Origin of the sequence: Sphingobium rhizovicinum (assembly GCF_042647625.1) — a bacterium.
Taxonomy (GTDB): Bacteria; Pseudomonadota; Alphaproteobacteria; order Sphingomonadales; family Sphingomonadaceae; genus Sphingobium; species Sphingobium rhizovicinum.
On the sequence record NZ_JBHRVU010000005.1, the window covers coordinates 415397 to 439506 of the forward strand.

Annotated in this window: 16 protein-coding genes; 8 read left to right on the plus strand and 8 right to left on the minus strand. The window is 64.1% G+C overall.

What is annotated here, in order from left to right; translation table 11 throughout:
• Positions 1–72 precede the first annotated feature (72 nt).
• Positions 73–2109, plus strand: a complete 2037-nt coding sequence (locus tag ACFOKF_RS20675; RefSeq protein ID WP_380798394.1) for an amidohydrolase family protein — start codon at positions 73–75, stop codon at positions 2107–2109.
• Here the strand turns inward: ACFOKF_RS20675 and ACFOKF_RS20680 are convergent, their stop codons facing one another.
• The 4 genes from ACFOKF_RS20680 to ACFOKF_RS20695 all read right to left on the minus strand — a co-directional run bounded on the left by ACFOKF_RS20680 (position 2110) and on the right by ACFOKF_RS20695 (position 7117).
• On the minus strand, positions 2110–3663 hold the full coding sequence (locus ACFOKF_RS20680; RefSeq protein WP_380798396.1) for a carboxylesterase/lipase family protein: 1554 nt from the start codon (positions 3661–3663) through the stop codon (positions 2110–2112). It lies immediately after the preceding gene.
• A complete protein-coding gene (locus tag ACFOKF_RS20685; RefSeq protein WP_380798397.1) occupies positions 3660–4550 on the minus strand; it encodes a LysR family transcriptional regulator in 891 nt (296 codons plus the stop codon). Before ACFOKF_RS20685 ends, ACFOKF_RS20680 begins: the two co-directional genes overlap by 4 nt.
• Positions 4551–4578: 28 nt before the next feature.
• Complete coding sequence (gene kdgD / locus ACFOKF_RS20690; RefSeq protein ID WP_380798399.1) at positions 4579–5496, minus strand: 5-dehydro-4-deoxyglucarate dehydratase; 918 nt, start codon at positions 5494–5496, stop codon at positions 4579–4581.
• A gap of 148 nt (positions 5497–5644) precedes the next feature.
• The gene (locus ACFOKF_RS20695) at positions 5645–7117 is read right to left on the minus strand and encodes an aldehyde dehydrogenase family protein (RefSeq protein ID WP_380798401.1); all 1473 of its coding nucleotides are present in this window, start codon (positions 7115–7117) and stop codon (positions 5645–5647) included.
• 204 nt (positions 7118–7321) lie between these two features.
• Here ACFOKF_RS20695 and ACFOKF_RS20700 point away from each other — a divergent pair, with 204 nt between their 5' ends.
• From ACFOKF_RS20700 to ACFOKF_RS20725, 6 genes are all read left to right on the plus strand, one after another.
• The gene (locus ACFOKF_RS20700) at positions 7322–8179 is read left to right on the plus strand and encodes a GNAT family N-acetyltransferase (protein ID WP_380798402.1); all 858 of its coding nucleotides are present in this window, start codon (positions 7322–7324) and stop codon (positions 8177–8179) included.
• Positions 8176–9639, plus strand: coding sequence for an NAD-dependent succinate-semialdehyde dehydrogenase (locus tag ACFOKF_RS20705; protein WP_380798403.1), 1464 nt, complete (start codon positions 8176–8178; stop codon positions 9637–9639). The genes ACFOKF_RS20700 and ACFOKF_RS20705 overlap by 4 nt, the downstream gene beginning before the upstream one ends.
• A gap of 108 nt (positions 9640–9747) precedes the next feature.
• Positions 9748–10818: a tartrate dehydrogenase gene (locus tag ACFOKF_RS20710; RefSeq protein ID WP_380798405.1), complete on the plus strand. Its 1071-nt coding sequence runs from the start codon at positions 9748–9750 to the stop codon at positions 10816–10818.
• 272 nt (positions 10819–11090) lie between these two features.
• Complete coding sequence (locus ACFOKF_RS20715) at positions 11091–12494, plus strand: aspartate aminotransferase family protein (RefSeq protein ID WP_380798406.1); 1404 nt, start codon at positions 11091–11093, stop codon at positions 12492–12494.
• Between the two features lie 19 nt (positions 12495–12513).
• Positions 12514–13008 (plus strand): Lrp/AsnC family transcriptional regulator, encoded by a 495-nt coding sequence (locus ACFOKF_RS20720; protein WP_298400274.1) that lies wholly within the window; start codon positions 12514–12516, stop codon positions 13006–13008.
• Positions 13009–13024: 16 nt separating this feature from the next.
• Positions 13025–14176, plus strand: a complete 1152-nt coding sequence (locus ACFOKF_RS20725; protein WP_380798408.1) for a M20 aminoacylase family protein — start codon at positions 13025–13027, stop codon at positions 14174–14176.
• A gap of 154 nt (positions 14177–14330) precedes the next feature.
• Here ACFOKF_RS20725 and galB read toward each other — a convergent pair whose 3' ends face one another.
• The 4 genes from galB to ACFOKF_RS20745 form a co-directional block, all read right to left on the minus strand.
• Positions 14331–17048 carry a beta-galactosidase GalB gene (gene galB, locus ACFOKF_RS20730; RefSeq protein ID WP_380798409.1) on the minus strand — a complete coding sequence of 906 codons (2718 nt, stop codon included), beginning with the start codon at positions 17046–17048 and terminating at the stop codon, positions 14331–14333.
• Between the two features lie 82 nt (positions 17049–17130).
• The gene (locus ACFOKF_RS20735; protein ID WP_380798410.1) at positions 17131–18528 is read right to left on the minus strand and encodes an efflux transporter outer membrane subunit; all 1398 of its coding nucleotides are present in this window, start codon (positions 18526–18528) and stop codon (positions 17131–17133) included.
• Positions 18518–19723, minus strand: a complete 1206-nt coding sequence (locus tag ACFOKF_RS20740) for an efflux RND transporter periplasmic adaptor subunit (protein ID WP_380798411.1) — start codon at positions 19721–19723, stop codon at positions 18518–18520. Before ACFOKF_RS20740 ends, ACFOKF_RS20735 begins: the two co-directional genes overlap by 11 nt.
• A complete protein-coding gene (locus ACFOKF_RS20745) occupies positions 19716–22907 on the minus strand; it encodes an efflux RND transporter permease subunit (protein ID WP_380798412.1) in 3192 nt (1063 codons plus the stop codon). The genes ACFOKF_RS20740 and ACFOKF_RS20745 overlap by 8 nt, the downstream gene beginning before the upstream one ends.
• Before the next feature lie 308 nt (positions 22908–23215).
• Here ACFOKF_RS20745 and ACFOKF_RS20750 point away from each other — a divergent pair, with 308 nt between their 5' ends.
• Entirely contained in the window at positions 23216–24103 is an 888-nt protein-coding gene (locus ACFOKF_RS20750) for a LysR substrate-binding domain-containing protein (RefSeq protein ID WP_380798413.1), read from the plus strand.
• Positions 24104–24110: the final 7 nt, after the last annotated feature.

Below are 24110 nucleotides of genomic sequence, written 5' to 3' on the forward strand. Positions count from 1 at the left end.
GCCCGACACGAAAGGCATTGCACCGGAGCCATCACCTTGCCAGTCTGCGCCTGTCACCCTTGGGAGAGTGCCATGCGTTCCATGATCTTCGCGTCGTTGCTTGCCGCCACGTCCATGGCATCGGCCGCCCCCACCCCCAAGGAACAGTTAATGACGCCGCCTGCGGGCGCGCGCCATTATACGATCAGTTCGACCGCCGGCAATCATGGCGACATCTGGTCCTGGACGCTGGCCGATGGGCGGATCGCCTATCGCATGTCGATGTCGCTGCGCGGCTGGGTTACCGAAACCGACGAGGTGATGAAGCTGGGAACGGATGGACGGCCCGTCGGCATTACCATTCGCGGCTTCACCGATCAGGGCGATGCAGCAGAGGATTTCTCGGTCGACGCCAATGGCATCGCCACCTGGAAGACAGTCGTCGATCAGGGATCGGCGCCCTTCGCAGGCAAGCGCTATAACAGCTATGGCGGTCCCTTCCTTGCGGGCGAGAAGGATGTTGAGGCGCTGGTGGCAGCTGGCGACAAGGGCGTTGACCTGCTCCCCACCGGCCATGCCAGCATCCGCATAGGTCAGTCGGTGCAGATTGACGGGCCGCAGGGCGCTCAGACCGTCAAGCTGGCCTTCATTCAGGGTTATGGCTTCTCGCCCTCTCCCGTCTGGCTGGATCAGAATGATCGCTTCTTCGGCAATGCCGGCGTCATTTCGCTGCTGCCAGCCGGCTATGAAAAGAACGGCCCGCGGCTCAAGGAGATTCAGGATCAGGCGACCGCCGCCATGGTGCGCGACGTTGCCCACCGCTTCCTCAGCCCCGCCAATCGCACCCCGACGCTGATCGACCATGTGCTGCTGTTCGATTCCGTCGACGGCCAATATCTGCCCGATCGCGCGGTGCTGATCGCCGATGGCAAGGTCGCGGCGGTCGGTGCGGGCGGATCGATCAAGGCGCCGGCCGGCGCGACCCTGATCGACGGGCGGGGCAAGACGCTGACCCCGGGCCTGTGGGATGCGCACCAGCATGTCGGCGACGACTGGAATCTGCTCCAGAATGTGGCCACGGGCATGACCAATTATCGCAGCCCCGGTTCGATGATCGATGAAGCGCTCAGCATCGCCAAGCGCCGCGCCGCCGGCGATCTGCTGGCGCCGGACGGCAAGGTGTCGGTCATCATCGACCGGAAAGACCCGCTCGCCGCACAGGGCGCGCTCACCGTCTCTTCCGCCGCCGAAACCGTCGCGGCGGTCGACAAGATCAAGGCGGCCGGCCTGTGGGGCGTCAAATTCTACACGTCAATGACGCCCGACTGGATCGCCCCCGGCGCAGCCGAGGCGCACAAGCTGGGCCTGCATGTCCATGGCCATGTCCCGGCCGGCATGCGCCCGCTCGACGCGGTGCGCGCGGGCTATGATGAGGTGACGCATATCAACTTCATCCTGATGCAGGCGATGCCGCAGGATGTGGTGGACAAGGCGAATACCGCCGCCCGGCTGGAGGGGCCGGCAAAATATGGCAAGGACATCGATCTTGATTCCCCGACGATGAAGGCCTTCTATGCCGAACTGGCGCAGCGCAAGACGATCATCGATCCCACATTGACCGTGTGGGAGCCGCTGATGACGTCGGATGGCACGGCTCTGTCACCCGAATATTCGCCCTTTGCCGATGTCGCGCCGCCGGCCATCGTGCGCGGGTGGAAGATTGGCGGCTACCCGCTCGTCGATGGCCTGACCCGCGACGATTATCGCAAGAGCTTTGCCAAGATGGTCGATGTCGTCGGCCGGCTGCATCAGGCCGGCGTCCGCATCGTCGCGGGAACCGATGGCTACGGACTGGAACTGGTGCGCGAACTGGAACTGTATCAGCAGGCCGGGCTGACCAATGCGCAGGCGCTCCAGACCGCGACCATCATCCCCGCGCGAATGACCGGCATGGATGACCGCGCCGGATCGATCGCCCCGGGCAAGACGGCGAACATCATTCTGGTCGATGGCGATGTGTCGCGGGATCTGCGCAACCTGCGCCATGTCCATAGCGTCTTCCTCGACGGCTATCGGCTCGACGGCGCAGCCCTGCGGCAGGCGAGTGGCCTCAGCGGCATGCCGAAATGACTATCCGCCCGGCTTGATATAGGGGGCGACGGCAAAGAGCAGCCGCTCCTCCCGTCGCGGATCATGATCGATGCGCACAGCCCGGTCGAAGATCATCGTCGGCCGGTCGTTGAGGTTGAAATGCGGCCAGGCCGGGATGCCGCGATGATTGGGATCGCCGGTGCGGGCAAGGGCAATGAAGGCATCCGCCATCTGCCCGGCCAGCCGACGGGCTTCGGGGCCTGATCCGGTGCGTGCGCCGGCTGCGTCGACGTTGTCGAACACCAACGGAATGTCGAGCGTATGGAACGCGCCAAGCAAGCCACCCGCTTCGGGACAGGGAAAGTCGAGCTGATACATCCATGTCGGCGCACCAATCCGCGCGCGTTCCTCCGCCTGGATCAGATGCCCCGGCCAGGACCGCCCCGCCGTCGACGCCGCCAGCAAAATCTGGCCCGGACTGCGATCGGGATAGAGCTGGCGATAGCGGGCAATGACATGATCGGGCGCCAGATCCTTCGTCATCTCCTTCGCCAGCCGCTGGGGCAGATTATCCCAGGTCGTGTTGCCAGCACGCAGCGTCTTTTCGATCCACAGCGCGGTTTCGTCATGCGTATTGCCGATGATCAGGGGAATGTGCCCCGCCTCAACCGGCGCATCAGGGAAAAAGGGATGACGCGCCAGCACGCCATGATCGAGCGTGGAGGTAAAGCTGATCTCGCCCTTGCCCTCCAGCGGATCGGTCATGGCCATCGCCTCGACCAGCCGTTCGATCGGAAGCTGCATCAGAGCGCCCACATCGGCCGCGCCCGCCTGCGCCATCCACGCCCGCGCCCGCGCGGTCGCATGCATCGGCCCGGCGGCGGTGACATGCTGCCCACTCATCGTCGCGGCGGCATGGAACAGGGTGCGCGCTTCCGGCATCGCCATCAGGGTCACGACCTTCGCCCCGCCGCCCGACTGGCCGAAGATCATCACCCGACCGGGATCGCCGCCGAAGCCCGCAATATTGTCCCGCACCCACTGGAGCGCCAGAATGATGTCGAGATTGCCGGCATTGCCCGATTCCGCCGGTCCACCCAGTTGCGCCAGATAGGCATAGCCCATGCCGGCCAGACGATGGTTCAGCGTCACTACCACCACATCACCACGCCGCACCAGATTGCCGCCGTCGTAAAGCAGATCGCTACCCGACCCATGAGCATGTGCCCCACCATGCAGATAGACCATGACCGGCCGCTTCCCCGCGTCCAGCGCCGGCGTCCAGACATTGAGGAACAGGCAGTCTTCGGACGTCGCTTCCTCTGCCCGGGTCTGCGGCGCGGCGGCAGCGTAACGGGTAGCGTCTGCGATCCCATCCCAGGCTGCGGGCGCTACCGCCCGACGAAAGCGGGTGAAGCGCGTGTCCGCGCCATAGCGCACGCCGCGAAAGACCAGCACGTCTCTCTCAATCGCGCCGCGCACCCGGCCATGGCGGGTCGTCGCGACCGGACTGGCCCTCAGCCCCCGCCCCGATGCGGCGACGGGCGCGGCCGCCATGCCGGCGATCAGGGTGCGGCGGGCGATGTCGTTCATCCGGTCATTTCCGTACAAAGCTGGCGCATGGCGGGCAGGGCCGGATTGGCGTTGTCACGCCGCCAGGCCATGTGCAGTTCGACCGGCTTTTCCTGCGGCGTCATCAGGCGTCGAAAATGGACGTCGCTCATATGCAGGCCGGTCGCGCTTTCGGGTACGATCGCGGGCGCGACACCGGCATGGACCAAGCCAAGCATCGAATGGATCTGCGTCACATGCTGGACGTAGAGCGGCGCAGCCTCGGCTTCGTTGAACAGATGCTCCAGCATATTGTGAAAATAGGCCGCGCCCTGCCGAGAATACATGACCAGCGGCTGCCCGTCGAAATCGGCGGGACTGAGCCCAGCGAGCGACTTGCGCGGATCGCCCGGCGGCAGGGCGACAAACAGCGGTTCGTGTAGCACGCAAGCGCTGTCAAATTCATGGCGGTTGACCGGCGGACGCACGAAGCCAATGTCGACAAGGCCCGTGAGTAAGGCGTCGACCTGATCGCCCGACACCATTTCGCGCAGTTCCAGTTCGATATTGGGCAGCACGGCGCGGGCTTGCGCTACGATGCGCGGCACGACATTATAGCCCGACACGGCGGTAAAGCCGATCGCCACCCGCCCGGCATCCCCCTTTGCCACGCGCCGCGCCGACAGGGCCGCGCTGTCGGCCAGCCGTACGATCCGGCGCGCCTCGATCAGGAAGACGCTGCCAGCCGGGGTCAGGCTGACCTGCCGGCTGGTGCGTTCCAGCAATTGCACGTCCAATATTCGTTCCAGCAGCTGGATTTGCCGACTGAGCGGAGACTGGGTCATGTTGAGCCGCTGGGCGGCGCGGCCGAAATGCAATTCTTCGGCAGCGGCGACGAAGCAGCGGAGCTGGCTGAGTTCGAACATCATGCCAGACTATCCGCGCTCCGCCACCGTGTCACGCTGTCGCGCGTTCGATGAGCGCACGCAGTTCCGCTTCTTCGGCGGCCGACAGGTCGGTCAGGGGCGAGCGCACCGGGCCGGCATCGCGACCGATCACGCGCATGCCCGCCTTGACGATCGACACCGCATAGCCGCGCCCCTTGTCCCGAAGGGCGATATAGGGCAGCACGAAACTGCGCAGTTGATCCATCACATAGACCTGGTCGCCAGCGCGAACCGCCTTGTAGAAGGCCAGCGCCCATTCCGGCATGAAGTTGAAGATCGCCGAGCTGTAGGTGGTGACGCCCATGGTCAGATAGGGCGTGGCGAAGGTTTCGGCCGTGGGCAGGCCACCAATATAGGTCAGGCGATCGCCCATCCGGGCATAGATGCGCGTCATCAGTTCAATATCGCCAACCCCGTCCTTGAACCCGATCAGGTTGGGGTTGCGATCGCACAAGCGGGCAAGGGTTTCGTCGTTGATGATGGCATTATCGCGATTATAGACGATAACGCCCAGACCCGTGGCGCGACAAACGGCCTCGATATGATCGGCCAGCCCTTCCTGCTTGGCATGCATCAGATAGGGTGGGAGCAGCAGCAGGCCATCTGCGCCGGCCTTTTCCGCGTCGCGGGCAATGCCGGTGGCGATGGCCGTGCCATAGCCGCAGCCGGAAATGACGGGGATGCGGCCATTGGTTTCGGCAACCGCAGCCGCAACGACCTGTGCGACTTCGGTCGGGGTTAGCGAGAAAAACTCGCCCGTGCCGCCCGCCGCGAACAGGCCGGTTAGTTCCCGTTCCAGCATCCACCCACAATGCTCGCGATAGGGGCCTTCCAAAAATGCGCCTTGCGCATCGAAATGGGTGACGGGGAAGGACAGCAGCCCCTGGCCCAGTTGGCGGGCGAGATCCGTGGGGCTAAAATGGCTCATATCCGTGCATCTCCTCTCCTCGGCGTGATCAACATTCGCCGGTGCTTGAGATGCTGAATAGGGAGAAGCGGCCCGAACGGTCCAACTCAAAGATGCGCATGACCGATGCAAGACTTGGCATGATCGCCAAAGCCTTGCATCGCCAATGTCAGAATTCGATGAGCGCGGTCTTGGTCTTGAGATTGGCCATATAGGCTTCGCGGCCCAGATCCTTCCCGATGCCCGATTGCTTGTAGCCGCCGGTCGGCAGGATGAAGTCATTGCTGCGACCATAGCGATTGACCCAGACCGTGCCGGCCTCCAGCGAACGGGTGGCGCGCAAGGCGCGGTTCAGATCACCGGTATGCACGCCCGCGGCAAGGCCATAGGCGCTGTCATTGGCGAGGGCATAGGCTTCGTCTTCGTCCGTGAAGGTCTGAACGGTGAGGACCGGACCGAAGATTTCACCCTGCACAGCTTCGCTCTTCTGGGCGACATTGGTGAGCAGGGTCGGCGCGAAATAGCTGCCCTCCTGCGGCGCAGTGGCCCGGCCGCCGCCCGCCAGCACCTCGGCTCCGGCGGTGATGGCCCGCTTGACGATACCGTCGATCCGGTCAAGCTGGCCTTCGGAAATGATCGGCCCAAGGGTCGTATCGGTCGCCCAGGTCGGGCCAGCGCGGTGCGCGGTGAAGGCGGTCAGGATGCGGTCGATCACCTGATCGGCAACCTTGTCCTGCACCAGCAGGCGCGATCCCGCAACGCAAACCTGCCCGGCATTGAGCGTAATGGCGCGAGCGACGAGCGCCGCGGCCTTGTCGACAGTTGCATCGGCAAAGACGATCTGCGGGCTTTTGCCGCCCAGTTCGAGCGTCACCGGCTTGGGTCCGGTCTGGGCGCAGGCGGTCATGATCGCAGCGCCGGTGGCGGTCGATCCGGTGAATGTCACTTTCGCAACCTCCGGACGGCGCACCAGTGGATCGCCGACCGATCGGCCATCGCCCTGCACGATGTTGAAGACGCCGGCGGGCAGCCCGGCCTCGATCGCGAGTTCGGCAAGGCGCACGATGGAGAAGGGCGTCATTTCGGACGGCTTGAGGACCACGCAATTACCAGCCGCAATGGCCGGCGCGATCTTCCACCCGGCCATGACCAAAGGCAGGTTCCACGGCGCGATCGCTGCGACGACGCCATAGGGTTCGGCGATGGTCAGGCCAAGCTTGTCAGGCGTCGTGGCCGCGACTTCGCCGCCAAATTTGTCCGCCCATTCGGCGAAGAAGCGGATCGTTTCAGCGGTGTAGCTCAAATCCCATGCGTTGATTTCATTGATCGTGCGGGTCGATCCCAGCGCTTCGAGTGGCGCCAGCTTTGCCGCATCCGCCTCGATCAGGTCCGCCCAATGTCGCAGTATCTTCATTCGGCCGCGTGGATCCGTCTGCGCCCAGCCACTCTTCTTATAGGCCGCCTGCCCATCCTCGACCGCCTCCGCCAACTGGTCCGCATCGACACTGTCCAGTTCGGCCTGCACCCGACCATCGGACGGGCGACGCACGATAATCGCCGATCCGCGCCCTTCCACCCGGCGCCCGCCGATGAAATTATTCGCCTTTGGCAGGCTGATCTGATCGGGGTCAAAACCTGTCACGACATAATCTCCTTCGTACGGACATATCGGCAAAATAAGGGTGCGTTGCGGCATTTGTTGTAGTTGCACGTAAAAATGTGCGCGATAATCTTCCAAAATCAGGGCGAAGGCAGCAGCCAATGCTTGATACGGCCTCCTAATGTCCGATCACCGATTCCAAATGTCAGACAGGCGGGCGTCCTTTCCCGCCAAGGAGCAAGACGCATGGCGACAGGCATAGAGGCGATGGTGGACCTGCGGCGCATGACCGCGCAGGATCTGGCCGCCGCCCACGATCTTTCGAGCGAGCAGAAATGGCCGCACCGTATCGAGGATTGGGAAATATTGCTGGGCCTGGGCTTTGGCTATGTCGCGCAGCGCGACGGAGAAGTGGTCGGCACGGCCATGGCCTGGCTCTATGGCGCGGATGCCGCCACGCTGGGCATGGTGATCGTGTCGCCCCGCGCGCAGGGCATGGGCATCGGCCGCCGGCTGATGGAGGCGGTGCTGAGCGATCTGGGCGATCGCACGGTGTTGTTGAACGCGACCGACGAGGGCGCGCCTCTCTATCGCAAGTTAGGCTTTGAACCGATTGGCCCCGTCTTCCAGCATCAGGGCGCGGCCTTTGCTGTCCCGATGGCGGAGTTGATCCCCGATGAGCGCGTGCGCCCACTGGGAGCCAAGGATATGCCCACGCTTTGCGACCTCGCCCGGCGAGCGAGCGGCATGGATCGCGACGCATTGCTGGAAGCACTAGTGCCGGGCGCGCAGGGCGTGGTGCTGACGCGCAGCAATGAGCCGGTCGGCTTTGCGCTGTTCCGACGCTTTGGTCGCGGCTATGTCGTCGGGCCGACGATTGCGCCCGATACGGGCGGCGCAAAGGCGTTGATCTCGCACTGGCTGGGGTCGAATGCGGGCATCTTCTGTCGGCTCGACGTGCCCGAAGAAAGCGGGCTGGCGGCATGGCTCGACGAACTGGGCCTGCCCTGTGTCGGCCGGGTCATGCGGATGGTGCGCGGACCCTTGCCGGCGCTCGATCATTCGATAACCACCTTCTCCCTTACGACGCAGGCCCTTGGATGACTTTCTCTCTCAACAATCCCGCCCTTTTCATTCAGAACGCCTTTGTCGGCGGTGCGTGGATCGGGGCTGCTTCCGGCGCGACGGTGCCGGTCGACAATCCCGCAACCGGCGCGATCATCGGCACCGTGCCCGATTGCGGCGAGGCGGAGACGCAGGCCGCCATTGCTGCTGCCGAAGCGGCCTTCCCGGCGTGGAAAGCCCGCACTGCGGCTGATCGGGCAGCGGTGCTGGAGCGCTGGCACGCACTGGTGCTGGCCAATGTCGTCGATCTGGGCCGGATCATGACCGCTGAGCAGGGCAAGCCGATCGCCGAGGCCGAGGGTGAAATCCGCTATGCAGCGAGCTTCATCAAATGGTTCGCCGAGGAAGCCCGGCGGGTCGACGGCGGCATGGTGCCGGCGCCGGAGGCCAATCGCCGCATCCTGATCATGAAAGAGCCGGTCGGCGTGTCGGCGGCGATCACGCCCTGGAATTTCCCAGCGGCGATGATCACCCGCAAATGCGCGCCCGCGCTGGCGGCCGGATGCCCTGTAGTGATCAAGCCATCTGAACTGACGCCTTTTACGGCGCTGGCCCTGGCGAAGCTGGCAGATGAAGCCGGCGTTCCGGCGGGTGTGTTCAATGTCGTTACCGGCATGCCGGCAGCCATTGGCGGCGCGCTGACAGGCAGCCCGGTGGTGCGCAAATTATCCTTTACCGGATCGACGCGGATCGGCGCGCTGCTGATGGAGCAAAGCGCCGCAACGATCAAAAGGCTGAGTCTGGAACTGGGCGGCAATGCGCCGCTGATCGTGTTCGACGACGCCGATGTCGACATTGCCGTCGCGAGTGCGATGGTCAGCAAATTCCGTAATGCGGGGCAAACCTGCGTCTGCGCCAATCGCATTCTGGTGCAGGATGGCGTCTATGATCAGTTTGCCGAAAAGCTGGCCAAGGCGGTATCGGCGCTGAAGGTTGCGCCGGGCGACATGCCGGGCAGCACGATCGGCCCGCTGATCAATGCCGCCGCCGCCGACAAGGTGAAGGCCCATGTCGAGGATGCGCTGGCCCATGGCGCGACGCTCTTTGCGCAGGCGCCGGATGGGGCGACCGGCGAGCGGTTCGCGCGGCCGGTGGTGTTGACCGGGGCGACGCGGGACATGCGGCTGGCGGAGGAAGAGACATTCGGGCCGGTCGCCCCGCTGTTCCGCTTCACCCATGAGGAGGAGGGGATCGAGCTGGCCAACGCCACCAGCTATGGACTGGCCGCCTATTTCTACACCGAAAATCTGCACCGCGCCTTCCGCGTGGCGGAGCGGCTGGAAGCGGGCATGGTGGCGCTCAACAGCGGGGCGATCGCCATGGAGGTCGCGCCGTTTGGCGGGGTCAAGATGTCGGGCCTGGGCCGCGAAGGCGCGCATGCAGGCATCGAGGAATATCTGGAAACCAAGGCGTTCCATATTGCGGGGCTGAAACTCTAATATCCGTCCCCTCCCCCATTTCCGTTCGCCCTGAGCCTGTCGAAGGGCCGTATTCCACTTCAAGAAAGAACAGGGCTTCGACAGGCTCAGCCCGAACGGGAGGTTTTTATGGCCCGCAACTATTCGATCTCCGTCATTCCCGGCGACGGGATCGGCAAGGAAGTCATGCTCGAAGGCATTCGCGTGCTGGAACGCGCGGCGAGCCTGTACGGGTTCAGCATCGAGCAGAAGTGGCAGGATTTCGCCTGCTGCGACTATTATGCCAAACATGGCCAGATGATGCCCGACGACTGGAAGGCGCAGATCGGGAATCCCGATGCGATCTTCTTTGGCGCGGTCGGCTGGCCCGATACGGTGCCCGATCATGTCTCTCTTTGGGGATCGCTGCTCCAGTTCCGGCGCGAATATGATCAATATGTCAATCTGCGCCCCGTCCGCCTGATGCCCGGCGTCCCCTGTCCGCTGGCCGGGCGCGAGCCGGGCGACATTGATTTCTGGGTGGTGCGCGAGAATACCGAGGGCGAATATAGCTCGGTCGGCGGAAAGATGTTCCCCGGCACGGATCGGGAAGTCGTCATTCAGGAAACGGTGATGACGCGCCATGGCACCGACCGGGTGCTGCGCTATGCCTTCGAGCTGGCGGCGACGCGGAACCGCAAACATGTCACATCCGCCACCAAGTCCAACGGCATCGCCATCACCATGCCCTGGTGGGACGAACGGGTGGAGGAGATGGCGAAACATTATCCGACCGTCACCCATGACAAATATCATATCGACATTTTGACGGCGCAGTTCGTGCTGAACCCCGACCGGTTCGACGTGGTGGTCGCGTCCAACCTGTTCGGCGACATTCTTTCCGACCTTGGCCCGGCCTGCACCGGGACGATCGGGGTCGCGCCGTCGGGCAACATCAACCCGGATCGCACCGCGCCGTCGCTGTTCGAGCCGGTCCATGGTTCCGCCCCCGACATTGCCGGCAAGGGCATCGCCAATCCGGTCGGGCAAATCTGGTCGGCGGCGATGATGCTGGAGCATCTGGGCGAGAATGTTGCTGCCGCCGCGATCATGCGGGCGGTCGAAACGGTGCTGGCGGAACCGGGCCTGCGCACGGGCGACCTCAAGGGCAAGGCCAGTACCGAAGAATGCGGCAAGGCGATTGCAGACGCGCTGGCGTAAAATAGGAATTCGCGGGCTTAACTTCGCATATTTCCCGCCGAATCAGACATTTTATTCCATTGTCCTGATCCTATCGGAAAGCGCGCGAGGCAAGAAAAAGGGTCGGTCCGAAGGGCCGGCCCTTTCGCTATTTTTCACACGATCCCTATCCTGTAGGACAGCGGCAGATTATGCTGCGACGGTTCGCGATTAAGTGCGGCGACAGTCGCCATTCGCCCCATATCGGGCTTTCGCTCTGCGGCATAAGGTTAGGCTGAACCCCAAGACCCACTATGGCGAGCCTGCTGATGACGCTGCAATCCAACCGTTCCCTGCTGGACATTGATCGCGATCACCTGATCCATCCCGTCACCTCCTTTCGCGGGCATGAAGCGCATGGCGCGCTGATGCTGGAAAGCGGCAAGGGCATGTGGCTGAAGGATATGGACGGCAAGGATCTGCTGGACGGCTTTGCCGGCCTGTGGTGCGTGAATGTCGGTTATGGGCAGGACAGTATTGCCGAAGTCGCGGCCGAACAGATGCGCCGCCTGCCCTATGCGACGGGCTATTTCCATTTCGGCAGCGAGCCGACGGTGCGGCTGGCCCAGAAGCTGGTGGACCTGAGCCCCGAGGGGCTGGACCATGTCTATTTCACGTTGGGCGGATCGGATGCGGTGGACAGCGCGATCCGGTACATCACCCATTATTATAACGCGATCGGTAAGCCGGAGAAGAAGCAGTTCATTGCGCTGGAGCGCGGCTATCATGGATCGAGCAGCACCGGCGCGGGGCTGACCGCGCTGGCCAATTTCCATCGCGGGTTCGACCTGCCGCTGCGCTGGCAGCATCATATAGCGTCGCCCTATCCCTATCGCAGCGATCTGGAGGGGGATGACGCTGCGATCATCGCCCGGTCGGTGCAGGAATTGAAGGACAAGGTTGCGGCGCTGGGCGCGGACAAGGTCGCCGCTTTCTTCTGCGAACCGATCCAGGGGTCGGGCGGGGTCATCGTGCCGCCGATCGGCTGGCTGAAGGCGATGCGCGAAACCTGCACGCATCTGGACATATTGTTCGTCACCGATGAGGTCATCACCGGGTTCGGCCGGACCGGACCGATGTTCGCCTGCGAAGCGGAGGATGTGTCGCCCGACCTGATGACGCTCGCCAAGGGGCTGACCGCCGGTTACATTCCGATGGGCGCGGTGCTAATGTCCGACAAGGTGTATCAGGGCATCGCCAATGGCGCCGCGCCGGAGATCGCGATTGGCCATGGCGCCACCTATTCGGGTCATCCCGTCAGCGCGGCCGTGGGGCTGGAGGTGCTGCGCCTCTATACCGAGGGCGGCATATTGGCGAACGGGCAGAAGGTCGCCGCCCGGTTCGACGCGGGGCTGGCGCGGCTGGCCGATCATCCGATGGTGGGCGATACGCGTGGACGCGGCCTGCTGGGCGCGATCGAACTGGTGAGCGACAAGGGCGGCAAGACGCGGTTCGACCCGTCGCTGAAACTGGCCGACCGGCTGTTCGCCAAAGCCTATGACAATGGCGTCATCTTCCGCGCCTTTGCCGACAATATCATTGGCCTTGCCCCGGCATTGTGCGCGTCGGACGCCGAGATGGACGAGATTTTCGCCCGCATCGCCAAGACGCTGGACGATCTTCTCGAAGAAGCCGATATTCGCGCAGCGGTGCGATAAACAAGGGGGAGCAGGAACTATGTTGGGCGGACCCAGACTGGACAGGATCGACCTCAAAATCCTTACGCAGCTTCAGCAATCGGGCCGCGTCACCAATGTCGAACTGGCCGACGCGGTTGGCCTGTCCCCCAGCCCCTGCCTGACCCGCGTCAAGCGGCTGGAGAAAGCGGGCTATATCACCGGCTATGGCGCGCACATCAACCTGCACAAGCTGGGCGAATATCTGACCGTCTTTACAGAAGTGACGCTGACCGAGCATCGCGCCGGCGACTTTTCCCGGTTCGAAACGCGCATCCGCAAGCTGGACGAAATCGTCGAATGCCATCTGGTCAGCGGCGGATACGACTATCTGCTGAAATTCGTAACGCGCGGCGTGGCGCATTATCAGTCGATCATCGAAGGGATGCTGGAGAGCGATTACGGCATCGAAAAATATTTCAGCTATGTCGTGATCAAATCCCCCTTCATCAAACATCATTATCCGATCCAGCATCTGTTCGGCGAGCAGAGATAAGGCTTATACTTCCCACATGACCGACATTGCCGACCTGATCGAACCGCTCGTCGCGTTTCGCCGCGACATTCATGCCCATCCTGAGCTTGGCTTTTGCGAGCATCGCACCGCCGGGCGCATCGCCGAGCAGCTGCGCGCGCTGGGGCTGGAGGTGCATGAGGGGATTGGCAGGACCGGCGTGGTCGCGGTGCTGCGCAACGGAACGTCAGGCCGCAGCATCGGGTTGCGGGCGGACATGGACGCGCTGCCGATCCATGAGCAGACCAACCTGCCCTATGCCAGCACGACGCCGGGCACATTCCATGGTTGCGGCCATGACGGGCATGTCGCGATGCTGCTGGGCGCAGCGCAACATCTGACGCGCAGCAGGCATTTCGACGGGACGGTCAATTTCTTCTTCCAGCCGGCCGAAGAAGGTCAGGGCGGCGCGCGCGAGATGGTCAATGAAGGGCTGTTCGACCGCTTCCCCTGCGACCGGGTGTTCGGCTTGCACAACTGGCCCGATCTGCCCGCCGGGACGATCGCCACGCGGCCCGGCCCGATCATGGGCGCGGCCGACAAGTTCGAGATCCGGCTGGAGGGGCGCGGCGGCCATGCCGCCATTCCGCAGGATACGCCCGACGCCATATTGGCGGCCGCATCGCTGGTGCAGCAACTGAACGCCATCGTGTCGCGCCGGATTGCGCCGACAGCATCGGCGGTGCTGTCCATCACCCAAATCCATGGCGGGCATACGCATAATGTGATCCCGGAGGCGGTGACGATCAGCGGCACCGTGCGCACATTCGACCCGGCGGTGCAGGATCGGATCGAAGCATCGATCCGGCAGGTTGCGGCGGGCGTCGCGCTGGCGGGGGAACTGACGGCGAGCGTCGACTATCAGCGCTATTATCCCGCCACGATCAACGATGCGGAAGCGGCGCAAGAAGCGCTGAACGCGGCGGCTACGGTCGGGACGGCCCAACTGGCGCCCGATCCGGCCTTCACATCGGAAGATTTCGCCTTCATGCTACAGGCGTGCAAGGGCGCCTATATCTGGCTGGGCCAGGCGAAGCCCGAAGGATCGACGCCGCTGCATAATCCCCATTATGACTTCAACGATGATGTGCTGGAACTGGGTGTGCGGTTGCATGTCGCGCTGGTGGAGCAGCATCTGAAGGCGGGATAGCAGGACTGCCAAGACTGTAACTTACCCCGTTCATTTCGAGCGAAGTCGAGAAACGCGGCAGAGCTGCGTTCAGCGAAGCCTAGCATAAGAGCGCTGGGCTATCCGCTTCTCGACTTCGCTCGAAACGAACGGGAGTTATTATATCTATTCCGCCCTAACGCGCCGTCTTGCTGCTGATCTCCACCTGCGTTTCGCCGAGACCTTCGGCGCGGGCGTGCAGGATGATCTTGCCGGAAAGCTTGGGATCAGCCTTCACGATCACCAGCGCGAGGCCATTAAAGGCATTGCGGCTGTTTGACGGGAAGGCGGTGAGGTCGGTCGGATCGCCATTGTCGGTGGCGACGATCTGGCCCGGCCCCTCGATCGTGAAATCGATTTTCTGCTTGGCGGCGGGGATGATATTGCCGTCCTTGTCCAGCACCTTGAGCGTCACGAAGCTAAGGTCGCGGCCATCGTCCTTGATGGTCGCCCGGTCGGCGGTCAGAGACAGTTTCGCCGCTTCGCCCACCGTATGGATCATCTCGGTCGCCCAGGGCTGGCCCTTCTTCCAGGTGACGACCTTCACTTCGCCCGGTTCATAGACAACATAGTCCCAGCGGAAGCGATATTCATAGTCGCGCTTCTTGACCTTGCCCTGCGACTTGCCGTTGACGAACAGTTCCGCCTCGTCCGCCGAGGAAAAGACATGGACGGGCGTGATCTGGCCAACGCGGTCGGGCCAAGTCCAGTGCGGCAGGATATGCGCGAATTTGAGGTCCGGGCGCCAGCGCGACTGGTAGAGCCAGAAGCGATCCTTGGGGAAGCCGGCAAGATCGAGGATGCCCGAATAGCTGCTGCGCGAGGTGTAATAGGGCGTGGGTTCGCCCAGATAATCGAAGCCGGTCCACACGAACTCGCCCGCGACATAGGGGTTCTGATCATCGGCCGCCCAGACGCGATCGGGCGAGGAGCCGAAGTCCGCCGCATGCATCTCATAGGCGCTCACTTGATGCGTGTCGGGATTGCCGCCAGACCAAGGCCGCACCGGGCCGCTGATCGCGCCGGCGACCGGGAACATATATTCGCCGCGGCTGGACAGGGCTGAGGCGCTTTCGGTGGACAGAATGACCTTGTCCGGGAATTTTGCGCGGAAGGCGGGATATTGGCCGATGATGCCGCGAATGCCCGCCCCCTGATAGTTGAGACTGATGACATCGACCGTGGTGGGCAGCAGCATGTCCGCCTTGGCGAAGTTCATCGCGCCGGTGGCGGGTCGGGTCGGGTCTTCCTCATGCGCGATGGCGACGAGTTCGCGGCCGATCTTCGCGCCGGCTTCGCCATCATATTGTTCACCGACTTCATTGCCGACGCTCCAGAGGATGATGGAGGGATGATTGCGATCCCTACGCAGCATGGCGCGGGCGTCGGCCTCATGCCAGTCGGGAAAGATCAGGTGGAAATCATGCGGGGTCTTTTTCTTCTCCCAGCTGTCGAACACTTCGTCTATCACCAGAAAGCCCATGCGGTCGGTGAGTTCGAGCAGTTCAGGCGCGGGCGGGTTATGGCTCATGCGCACGGCGTTGGTGCCCATGTCGCGCAGGATTTCGAGCTGGCGCTCGGCGGCGCGGGCGTTGAAGGCGGCGCCGATCGCGCCCAGATCATGATGATTGTTGACGCCGCGCAGCGGGATATGCTCGCCATTGACGATGACGCCCTTGTCGGGATCGAACTTTACGTCGCGCACGCCGAAGCGGGTTTCGTAGCTGTCGATCTGCCTGCCGCCCTGCGTGACGGTGGAGACGGCGACATAGCGGTTGGGCTGCTGCGTCGGGGGCGGTCCCCAGAGGCGCGGGTTGGCGAGGATGGCGGAGCCGTTCAGCACCGTCTTTGCGCCCGGCGCAATGCTGGCGGACTGGCGCGCGATGCTGGCGACGGGGCGGCCGATCCGCTTTCCGCTGGCGTCGATCGCGTAGAGGGTGGTGGCGACTTCCACCTGCGCCGGGGTGTCGCCGTCATTGTCGAGCGTGAGGCTGAGGTCGACGGTCGCCCGTTCCTTGCTGACCTGCGGCGTGCGCACAATGCTGCCCCACTGGCCGACATGGACCTTGTCGGCGGTGGTCAGGTAAATGTCGCGATAGAGGCCCCCGCCCGGATACCAGCGGGCCGACGCCTGCGGATTGTCGAGCCGGATGGCGAGTTGGTTCTTCGCCCCCGCAATGGCATAGGGGGTGAGGTCGAGGCGGAAGCTATTATAGCCATAGGGCCAGCCTCCAACCAATTTGCCGTTCAGCCAGACGGTGGCGTAGGACATGGCGCCTTCGACATCGAGGAAGATCGACTTGCCCTTGTCAGCGGCGGGGATGTCCAGCGTCTTGCGATACCAGCCAATGCCCCAGCTGGGCAGCCGGCCCATGCCGCCATAGGGACCATCCTTGATGAAAGGCCCGGCGATCGCCCAGTCATGGGGCAGATCGACATGGGTCCATTTGCTGTCGTCGAAATTCGCCTGGACATAGGGCACGTCGCCACCCGGATTGCCGGCCGGGCGGGCATGATGCTTTGCCGGATCCTTGATGAAGGGGTTGGCGCTGGGCAGGATCCAGGGCTTGAGGACTTTGGCGCCCTTGTCATCCACCTTCACGGCATCGTCGGGGCGGGCGTCGGCAATCTTACCATCGCCCGCATCCTCGATGGGCGGGCGCACATCATAGCGCAGGTCGGTGGTCAGGCCGGTCGGATCGCCCTTGGTAAAGCGCCAGTCCTTGCTGATAGACACGCTTTCGCGCGCATGCGCCGGCATGGCGAGGCCGATCGCCAGCGCCGAAAGACAAATGAGGGATGCGGCCGGTCCAGCGGCGTGTCGCAGGTGCGACAAAGATTTGGACAGGTACACGACATCTCTCTCCCAGCTATGTTAGCGTTATCATTACTCTGAGCGATAACGCCGTGCTTGGCAAGAGTGCAGCGGGATATATTTAGCCGGCAGCGCCCCCCAGCGCCTTCACCAGAGCCACGCTGGCGCGCATGCGGCTGGTTTCCACGGCGAGCAGCGCACGCTGCGCCTCCAGCGCGGCGGTCTGGGCGGTGACGACCTCCAGATAATCCGACGCGCCGTCGCGATAACGGCTATAGGCGATCTTGCTGGTGCGCTCGGCCGCCTGTGCAGCGTCGCGCTGGTCCACCGCCTGCGCCGCGAGATGACGGCCGGCCGCGATCGCATCCTCCGCCTGACGGAAGGCGCCCAGCACGGTTTCGCGGTAGTTTGCGGCCATTTCATCATATTGGGCGCGCGACATCCTGACCTGCGCATTGCGCCGGCCGCCGTCGAACAGGGTGACGAGCGCGGACAGCGGGCCAAGCCCCCAGAAGCTGTTGGGACTGCGCAGCAGATCGCCGCGCGTCGTTTCCCACCCGCCGGTCAGGCCCAGCGTCAGTGACGGGAAATAGGCCGCCTTTGCGACACCGATCCCGGCATTGGCGGCAAAGACGCGCCGTTCCGCCGCCGCAATATCCGGCCGGCGCTGCAACAGTTCCGACGGCGTGCCGGTGGGCATGGCGGGCAGGTGCGGCAGCGCATCCTGCGCGGGGATCGAGAAGCCCGACGACAGGGCGCCGATCAGCGCGGCGATTTCATGTTCGGTGGCGGCGCGTGCATTGGCGACGTCGGAAATCTGCGCGCGCGCATTGCTGAGCGCGGTCCGGGCGCGGTTGACGTCCATGCCCGACGCGATGCCGCCGCGATGCCGGGTTGCCGTCAGGCTGTAGGCGCGATCGAACGCCTCGACGCTCTGGCGCAACAGCGCCGATTGCGCATCAAGGCCACGCAAGCGGGCATAGGCGTCCGCCACCGCCGCCTGAAGGCTAAGGCGCGCAGAGGCGAGATCGGCTTCGCTGGCCTGCGCATCCGCTTTGGCCGCAGCGACGCTGTTGCGGATGCGGCCCCAGAGATCGAGTTCATAATCGAGCGATCCGCCGACGACATAGTCATTATAGGTGACGGCATTGCCGTTGCCCTGAAAACGGTTGCCCGACACGCGGCGGCGGGTTGCGTCCGCGCCCGCGCCGATGGTGGGGATAAGGTCCGATCCTTCGATCCGGGCGGCGGCGCGCGCCTGATCATAGCGCGCCAGGGCGGCGGCCAGCGTGGGACTGGCCTTTTCGGCCTGCGCCTCCAGATCGTTCAGCACGGGATCGCCGAAAGCCTCCCACCAGGCGCCGCGCGACGCGGCGTCCATGGGCTGCGCCGCGGTCCAGCCCGCCACTTCCTTGAAGGCGGCGGGCGCTGCGGTTTCGGGGGCATGATAGTCCGGCGCCATCGAACAGGCCGCCAGCATCATCGGCAACAGCGCGATCCCCCGGCGATCAACGCCCATGGGCAGAGTCCTTCGCGCCGGTCGACGCCGTCTGCACCTGCACCCGGTCGCCGGTGCGGATCGCGTCGGGCGGGGTGTCGATCACCCTGTCCTGCGTGCTCACGCCGGTCGACAGCTGCACGGTCGCGCCTTCGTCACGAGCGATGGTGACGGGCTTCACCGTGACGCGGCCATCCTTGCCGACGACGGCGACGGTCGGGCCGTCATTGCCATAGAGAATGGCGCTGCCCGGCAGGGTCAGCGCATTGCCCTGACCAGCCCCGACCTGGAAACGCACCTGGGCAAAGGCGCCGGGCTTGAGCGCGGCATCGGGATTGGCCGCCTGCAACTGCACCAGCACGGCGCCCGATTGCGGATCGACCGCGCCGGCGCTGCTGGTCATGGTCGCAGTGAAGGTGCGGCCCGGATATTCGGGCAGCGACAAGGTGGCGGTTGCGCCGGGCTTCACCGCCGCAGAATAGCCCTGCGGCACGCGAACATAGATGCGCACGCGGTGAATGTCGGACACGGTGAAGAGCGGCTGGGCGCTGGCATTGCCGGCAACGACCAGCGCGCCGATCTGCGCCGACCGGCTGGTCACGACGCCGGCGAAGGGCGCGGACAGGCGGGTGAAGCCCTGCAACGCCTTCAACCGTTTCACATTGGCGAGGGCGGCGTTGGACACCGCCATGCGCGCGGCCAGATCGCCCGCCTTTTCGTCCACTTCCTGCTGCGAGACGGCGTCTTCCTTCAACATCGCGGACCAGCGGGTCGAGGTCGTTGCGGCCAGACGCTGATTGGCGAGGGCGGTCTGATAATCGGCCTGCGCGGCGGCAAGCTGCTGATCGAGATCGGGCGCATCCAGAATGGCGAGCGGCTGCCCCGCCCCGACCCGATCCCCGATGTCGGCCAGCCAGCGCCGGACATAGCCATTGGTCCGGGCATAAATGGCCGCGCTGTTGAACGCCTGCACATTGCCGGGCAGCACCAGCGCATTGCCTTCCGCATCCGCCTTCGGCGTCACCACGGCGACGCTGGGCAGGGCGGCGGCGGCGGCAGTCTGGCGCAATTCCTCGGTCGCGCTGATGCGCGATGCGACGCCCACGCCGACGACCGCGACGGCCAATATGGCCGCGCCAATACCGACGCGCTTGAGGGTGCGGCTGTCCGGACCGGCCTCGGCCGGATTGGCGATGGTGGCTTCATGTTCAGACATGGCTGGGCTGCATTTCCATATTGGGGGCCTTGCGGCCATGTTTGCGATGCACGAGGGCGAAGACGGTGGGGACGAAGAAGAGAGTGGCGATGGTCGCGCAGATCAGGCCGCCGATGACCGCCCGGCCCAGCGGGGCATTTTGTTCGCCGCCCTCGCCCAGACCCAGCGCCATCGGCCCCATGCCGATGATCATCGCCAGCGCCGTCATCAGCACCGGGCGGAAGCGGACCATGCCCGCTTCCAGCGCGGCCTTGGTGGCATCCCCCAGTTCAGCGAAGCGTTCGCGCGCGAAGCTGACCACCAGGATCGAGTTGGCGGTCGCAACGCCCATGCACATGATCGCCCCGGTCAGCGCCGGCACCGACAAGGTGGTGCCGGTGGTGAACAGCATCCAGATGATGCCCGCAAGCGCCGCAGGCAGCGCGGTGATGATGACGAAGGGGTCGACCCAGCTCTGGAAGTTGACGACGATCAGCAGGTAGATCAGCACCACCGCGCCGGCGAGACCAAAGCCCAACCCGGAAAAGGCAGTGTTCATCGTCGCATATTGGCCGCGAATGGTGATGGTCGCGCCCTTGGGCTGATCCTTCTCCATGGATTTGATGATGTGTTCGATGTCGCCGGCCACGGCGCCCAGATCGCGCCCCTGCGTGGTGGCGAAGATGTCGAGCACCGGCGCGATATTATAGTGCGACACGACCGGGACCGTGTTCGACCGCACGATGGTCGCCAGCCCGCCCAGCGGCTGAACCGATGTGGCGTTGGTCCCGGAGACCGGCACGTTGGACAGATCGCTGAGCGAACCGACCAGATATTCGGGCGCCTGCGCGACGACCGGATATTGCACGCCATTTTCCGGGTTCACGAAGAAGACAGGCGCGGTCTGGGATGTGCCGGCCAGCTGGCTCGCCAGGCTGGTGGTCACGTCCCGTTCGGTCAGCCCATATTGGCCGACACGCGAACGATCGACATCGACATCCAGCTGCGGCGACCGGCCCGGCTGCTGGATGCGGGCGTCGGCCAGCCCCGGAATGGTGGCGATGCGCGCCAGCAGCTTGTCCGCATAGGCCCGGTTCGCTTCGGCATTCTTGCCGGCGATCTGGATGTCGATCGGGGCGGGCGCGCCGAAGTTCAAAATCTGGCTGGTGATGTCGGCCGGCAGGAAGGCGAAGGTCGTGCCGGGGAAGCGTTGTGGCAGTTCCTTGCGGAGCTGCGCCACAAATTCGTCGGTCGGACGATGGCCATGGTTGAGCGCGATCAGCATGTCGCCATCCTGCGGGCCGATCGTGCCGCTATTATTATAGACGGTGTTGATGGAGCTGACCGGCAGGCCGATATTGTCGGTGATCGACCCCAGTTCCTGCGCCGGGATGATCTTGCGCACTTCCCGGCCAATCCGGTCGAACCGGGCGGCCGTATCCTCGATCCGCGAACCGACCGGCACGCGAATATGCATGGCGATCTGCCCGGAATCGACCGAGGGGAAGAAGTTGCTGCCCAGCATCGGCAGAAGCCCGAAGGACAGGATGACGACCGCCAGGAAACCGAGCAGAAACGGCTTTTGCGCGCCCAGCGCCCGATGGAGCAGGCCGACATAGGCGGCCCGGACCTTTTCGAACCGCGCCTCGAACCCGCGCTGGAACCGGACCAGCGGATTATGCGAGGCCGCATTGCCCGCCATATGCGCATCGCCATGTTCGACATGGGGTTTGAGCAGATACATGGCGAGCGTCGGGACCAGCGTACGCGACAGGATGAAGGACGCGATCATCGCGAAGATGACCGACAGCGCCATCGGCACGAACAGGAAGCCGGCGACGCCGGGCAGGAAGAACATCGGCACGAACACGATGCAGATGCAGAGCAGCGCAACGAAGGCCGGGGTCACGATCTGCGCCGCGCCATCCAGGATCGCTTCGGTCACGCCCTTGCCCTGTTCCAGATGCCAGTTGATATTTTCGATCGTCACCGTCGCGTCATCCACAAGGATGCCGACCGCGAGCGCGAGACCGCCCAGCGTCATGACATTGAGCGTCTGGCCGAACATGGCCAGCGCAGCAATCGCCGCCAGGATCGCCAGCGGGATCGACAGGGCGATGATGACGGTCGAGCGCCAGCTGCCCAGGAACAGCAGGATCATCAGCGAGGTGAGCGCGGCGGCGATCGCGCCTTCGTGGATCACGCCTTCCACCGCCGCCTTCACGAACAGCGACTGATCGCCGACCGGCAGGATCTTCAGACTGTCAGGCAGGGTCGCCGCAATACGGGGCAGCGCCTGCTTCACCCCGTCGACGATCGACAGGGTCGAGGTGGAGCCATTTTTGAGCACGGTCAGCAAGGCCGAGCGGCTGCCTTCCACATGCACGATATTCTGCTGCGGACCATTGCCGTCGCGGACATAGGCCACGTCGCGCATATAGATGGTGGCGCCATTCACGACCTTGACCGGAAGATCGTTCAGCGCATCGATCGAGGTCGGCGCATTGTTCAGGCGCACGCTATATTGAGTGGCGCCGACCTTGACGAAGCCGGCCGGATTGATCTGGTTCTGGGCCGCGATCGCATTGCCGACATCCTGCGCGGACAGCCCCTTGGACTGGAGCGCCAGCGGATTGAGGTCGATCTGCACCTGCCGCTGCTTGCCGCCCGAGGGGAAGGGCATGGCGAGGCCGGGGATGGTGACGAGCTGCGGCCGGATCTGGTTCTGGCCAAGGTCGAACAATTGCTGTTCCGACAACCCCTTGCCCGACAGCGCCAGTTGCAGGATCGGCACCGTCGACGCGCTGTAGTTCAGGATCAGCGGGGGCGTGATGCCGGGCGGCATCTGGCGCAATACGGTCTGGGAAATGGACGTCACCTGCGCCGTCGCGGTGCGGATGTCAGCGCCGGGCTGGAAATAGATTTTGATGATGCCCACGCCCTGAAGCGACTGGCTCTCAATATGCTCGATGTCGTTGACGGTGGTCGTCAGCACGCGCTCATAGGGGCCGACGATGCGGTTCGACATATCCTCCGGAGCAAGCCCCGCATATTGCCATGCCACCGCCACGACCGGAATGCGGATGTTGGGGAACATGTCGACAGGCGTGCGCACAGCCGCGAGCAGGCCGACGATCGCGATCAGGATCGCCATCACAATGAAGGTCAAAGGACGGTTGAGGGCAACCTTGACGATACCGATCATCCACGGCTCCGGGACGCACCGGCAAGATTGCCGGATGTTGAAATAGACGCCTCTCCTGAAGGGGTGCCCAGTGACTTAGCGCAACCATTCGTGCGGATAAAGCCGCTTGTCACGGCATGAAGTTATGACTGTCATTCGGGAATGTGGCAGCAGCCGAAGGTCCGGCAGGCAGCGGCATTAGGGGGCAAGAGGCGCACCACCCTCGGCACGGCATCGACTACCGCCACATCCGGTTTCGCCATGCAACCTAGAATCTTGCGCGTCTAATATATAATATGGCTACATCGATATGTTGGACGACTTGATTCATGGACCTGCGGCATCTTCGTTATTTTCTGTGCGTGGCCGAAGAAATGCATTTCGGCCGGGCGGCGCAGAGGCTGGGCATATCCCAGCCTCCGCTCAGCCAGCAAATCCGGGCGCTGGAGGAGGAACTGGGCGCGCGCCTGTTCGAACGCACCAGTCGCCGGGTGACATTGACCGATGTGGGGCGACTGTTCGCGCCGGAGGCCCGCGCGGCGCTGGATCGGGCCGAGCAGGCGATGCAAGTCGCGCGTCAAGCGCAATCGGGTGAGATCGGACGGCTGGCGATCGGCTTCACCCCGTCCGGCCCCTTCGTCCCCTGCGTCGCGCGGGCGCTCTATGATTTTCGGCAATCGCATCCGGGGGTGGAGCTTAGCCTGCGCGAATGGAGCCGGGACGAGCAGATTGAGGGGATTGAGCGTCGGCAGATCGACATCGGCATCGTGCGCGGATTCGATCCCCCGCCCCTGCCCCCCGGACTGGTGGCCCGGACCCTGACCGAGGAGGAGATGCTGCTGGCGATCCGCGAGGATCATCCGATCGCCACGCAGGCCGGCGCACCGGCCATCGCCGACCTCAAGGGAGAGCCGATGGTGTTCTACAACGCCACCAGCGGCGCGGGCTTCAACGAGAATTTCTTCGCCCTCTGCAACAAGGCCGGGTTCCAGCCCAATATCGTGCAGGAGGCGGGGAGTCTGGCGACTTTGCTGGGGCTGGTCGCCGCCGGGTTCGGCGCCACCATATTGGCGCATTCCCTGACCCGCCTACATGTCGACAATCTGGTCTATCGGAAACTGGCGACGCCCGTGACCAGCCGCCTGTGGCTGATCCATCGCATGGACATGTCGCCCACGACGCAGGCGTTCCGGCGGACGATATTGGAGCCGGGCTGACGGAAAT